This window comes from Polaromonas sp. P1_G4, assembly GCF_056405475.1.
The window spans coordinates 1-3,451 of sequence record NZ_JBFUCA010000465.1; the positions used below are offsets into that span (position 1 = coordinate 1).

At 64.9% G+C, this 3,451-nt stretch carries 4 protein-coding genes; 1 reads left to right on the top strand and 3 read right to left on the bottom strand.

Annotated features, from left to right (window positions below; all coding sequences use genetic code 11):
• A partial coding sequence (pobA, locus tag AC1D1X_RS18790) for a 4-hydroxybenzoate 3-monooxygenase (RefSeq protein WP_477698871.1) occupies positions 1 to 1,065 on the bottom strand: 1,065 nt, incomplete at its 3' end.
• A 126-nt stretch (positions 1,066 to 1,191) separates the two neighbouring features.
• Between pobA and AC1D1X_RS18795 the strand changes: the two genes are divergently transcribed.
• Entirely contained in the window at positions 1,192 to 2,037 is an 846-nt protein-coding gene (locus tag AC1D1X_RS18795) for an IclR family transcriptional regulator domain-containing protein (protein WP_477669403.1), read from the top strand.
• Here AC1D1X_RS18795 and AC1D1X_RS18800 read toward each other — a convergent pair.
• Positions 2,034 to 2,882, bottom strand: a complete 849-nt coding sequence (locus AC1D1X_RS18800) for a DMT family transporter (protein WP_477698872.1) — start codon at positions 2,880 to 2,882, stop codon at positions 2,034 to 2,036. The genes AC1D1X_RS18795 and AC1D1X_RS18800 overlap by 4 nt on opposite strands.
• Positions 2,883 to 3,069: 187 nt before the next feature.
• The coding region (locus AC1D1X_RS18805; RefSeq protein WP_477698873.1) for an ATP-binding cassette domain-containing protein at positions 3,070 to 3,451 on the bottom strand (382 nt) is incomplete at its 5' end.

Here is a 3,451-nt window from a genome sequence, read left to right on the forward strand (position 1 = left end):
TGCATCGGGAAACTTGTGCATGAGTGACGTGAACCACCAGGAAAAACGCACAGCCTTCCAGACGCGGCGCAGGCAGGTGTCTGAATAGCTGTTGATACCGGCCTCGCTACCGTCGTAAAACTCTGTCAGCGCGCGTGCCAGGTAACGCACATCGCTGGCCGCCAGGTTCAAACCCTTGGCGCCCGTGGGCGGCACGATGTGGGCCGCGTCGCCTGCCAGGAAGAGGCGGCCGAAGCGCATGGGCTCGGCGACAAAGCTGCGCAGCGGCGCAATGCTTTTTTCAATAGAGGGACCTGTGACCAGGCTTTCCGCCAGCTCGGGCGCCAGGCGGCGGCGCAGTTCGTCCCAGAAGGCGTCGTCGCTCCAGTTCTCCACCTTGTCGTCCAGCGGGCATTGCACGTAGTAGCGGCTGCGGGTGTGGCTGCGCATGCTGCACAGGGCAAAACCGCGCGTGTGGTTGCTGTAGACGAGTTCGTGGGAAACGGGCGGCGTCTCTGACAGCACGCCCAGCCAGCCGAAGGGATAGACGCGCTCAAAGGTCTGCAGCGCATTGGCCGGCACGCTGGCGCGGCTCACGCCGTGAAAACCGTCGCAGCCGGCGATGAAGTCGCATTCCACTTCGTGCGCCACGCCGTGCTGCACATAACGCACCTTGGGGTGTGGCCCGTCAAAGTCATGAAGGCTCACGTTTTCGGCTTCATACGCGGTTGCCAGGCCTGCTGCGGCGCGCGCGTCCATCAGGTCGCGCGTGACTTCGGTCTGGCCGTAGACCATCACCTGTTTGCCGCCGGTCAGCTGCTGCAGGTCAATGCGGTGATGGGTGCCGCCAAAGCCGAGGGCAAAGCCGCCGTGCACGAGCCCTTCCTTGTGCATGCGGCCGCCTACACCGACCTCGTCAAGCAGGTCGGTTGTACCTTGCTCCAGCACGCCTGCGCGTATGCGTCCCAGCACATACTCTTTGCTGCGCTGCTCAATCACGATGGCATGGATGCCGGCCTTATGAAGCAGCTGGCCCAGCAAATGCCCGGCGGGGCCGCCGCCCACGATGGCTACCTGTACGCGCATGGTGTCTCCGTTCAATTTGTCGGGCAATGTGCCCCAAGCGAGAAGGTTATGCGGCTGCGTGCGCCGCGCCCAGCGCGTGGCCGCGGCTTTGCACGATGTCCGGCTCACTTGTGCGATGATCGCGCAATGGTCATCTCAAAAACCGCTTTGAAAACCGGCGCTTTCCCGATCGCCAAGCCCGACATGATTGAAGGCATGGCCAAAGGCATGGCCGTGCTCGAGAGTTTTGACACGCAGCGCCAGCGCCTGAACGCCACGCTGGCGGCGGAACGCGCGGGCATCACGCGGGCGGCCGCGCGCCGCCACCTGCTCACGCTCACACACCTGGGTTACCTGGAAACCGACGGCAGCTATTTCTGGCTGGCTGCCAAGGTGCTGCGCTTTTCAGGCAGCTACCTGGCCACCGCACGCCTGCCGCGCGCTGTTCAACCCGCGCTGAACCGGCTGGCCGCGCAAACGCAGGAGTCGTTTTCCGTCGCAGTGCTGGACGGCGACGAGATTGTCATCATTGGCCGCAGCGGTTTTGAGTGGAAGTCACCGGCAGACAGCGGCAGGGCGACGCCGGCGCGCGTGCTGGCTTACGGCTTGCACCTCGGTGCGCGCCTGCCGGCGCATGCGACTTCCACCGGGCGCGTGCTGCTGGCTGCCAAGACTAAAACCGGGTTCAATGCATGGCTGAAAGCCAGGACCGACACAGGCAACCTGGCGCGGTTGACCCTGCACACGACGACCGATCCGCGCAAACTACGCGCCCTTGTTGACCAGGTGCGGCTTGACGACTACTGCGTGGCCAGTGAAGAGCATGAACTGGGTGTGCACGCCCTGGCCGTGCCGCTGCGTGACATGCAGGGGCACACGGTGGCCGCGCTCAATGTGGTGTCGTCGCCGCAGCGGCTGAGGCCGGAGGCCATGCGGCGCGAATTGCTGCCCTTGCTGCTGGATGCCGCGAGGGAGCTGCGTTCGCTGCTTTAGCTTTTGGGTGGCGAAGGGCGCACGGCCAGCGCGACGCCGCCCAGAATGGCCGTGCAACTAGCGGCGAGCGTCCAGCCCAGCGGCTCTCCAAGAAAGACGATGCCGCCCAGTGCGGTAATGGCCGGCACTGAAAGTTGTACCGAGGCCGCCGTAGTGGCGGGAAGCCGCCTCACCGCCGCGTACCAGATGATGTAGCCCATCCCGGAAGTGATCGCACCAGAGGTCACCGCATACGCCGCCCCGCGCATGTCCCAGATCAGTTGCGGGAACATCAAACAGGCCAACAACAGTGCCAGTGGTGTGGCGCGCAGGAAGTTTCCTGCGGTGGCCTGCGTCGCATCACCGGCGTGTTTTCCGCGCAGCGAATACACCGCCCATGCCATGCCGGCCAGCAACATCAGCAAGGCCGATGGCAAGCTTGGTGCGGCGGCGCCGGGCAGCAACAGCGCGATGAGGCCCGCCACGGCAATTACCWGGCCGGCGCTTTGCCTGGCGTCCAGCCGTTCGCCGCGGGCCAGCCCGGTGCCCAGCATCGTGAGTTGCACCGAGCCGAACAGCAGCAGCGCGCCCGTGGCTGCCGGCAGGCTGACGTAGGCCAGCGAGAATGCGGCAGCGTACACGAACAGCGCACCGGCCGACGGCCAGTTGCCGGTCGCCGTGACACCACGCCGCCACATGAAAAGCCAGAGCACCAGCGCACCTGAAGCGATGCGAAGGGCTGTAAAGCTGGCCGCGTCAATCGGTGTGCTGCGCAGTGCGAGGCGGCACAGGAGCGAGTTGCCCGCAAAGGCGAGCATGGCCAGCACGGTGAGGCCCAGCGTTGAGGTGGCCGGTGATACTTTCATGGTGACCGCTCCCGGGCGAACTGTGCGTTCAGGCCGACGCCGCGTTGCGTGCGCCCGTCGGCGCCCTGCGCTTGGGCTTGCCAACTTTTGCCAGCCGGCCGCAGCGGCGGCTAGGGACTGACGGAAAAGCGCTTGGACATTTCTGGGCGGCCAAAGTTTCAGTCATGCCAGGATGGTGACTCCCGGCTCATACGCCAAGGTATTGCGCCAGCAGTTCGGGTTTGGCGTGCAGCTCGGCCGAGCTGCCTTCAAATACCACCTGGCCCTTGACCAGGATGACATTGCGGTCGGTAATCTGGGTGACGTGTTTCCAGTTCTTGTCGACGATCACGCTGCTGATGCCGGTCTCTCGGATCAGGCCGCAGATGCGCCAGATGTCCCGCGCAATCAGCGGCGCCAGGCCTTCGGTGGCTTCGTCGAGGATCAGCACGTCGGGATTGGTCATCAGTGCGCGGCCGATCGTCAGCATTTGCTGTTCGCCACCGGAAAGCTGCTGCCCGCCGTGGTTCAGGCGTTCTTTCAGGCGCGGAAAGGTCTCCAGCACGCGCTCGTAGGTCCAGTCGTTTCTG

Bases quoted from the DNA above. Each gene is read 5' to 3' on its own strand.
- AC1D1X_RS18795 (WP_477669403.1), top strand. From the start codon at position 1,192: ATGGTCATCTCAAAAACCGCTTTGAAAACCGGCGCTTTCCCGATCGCC.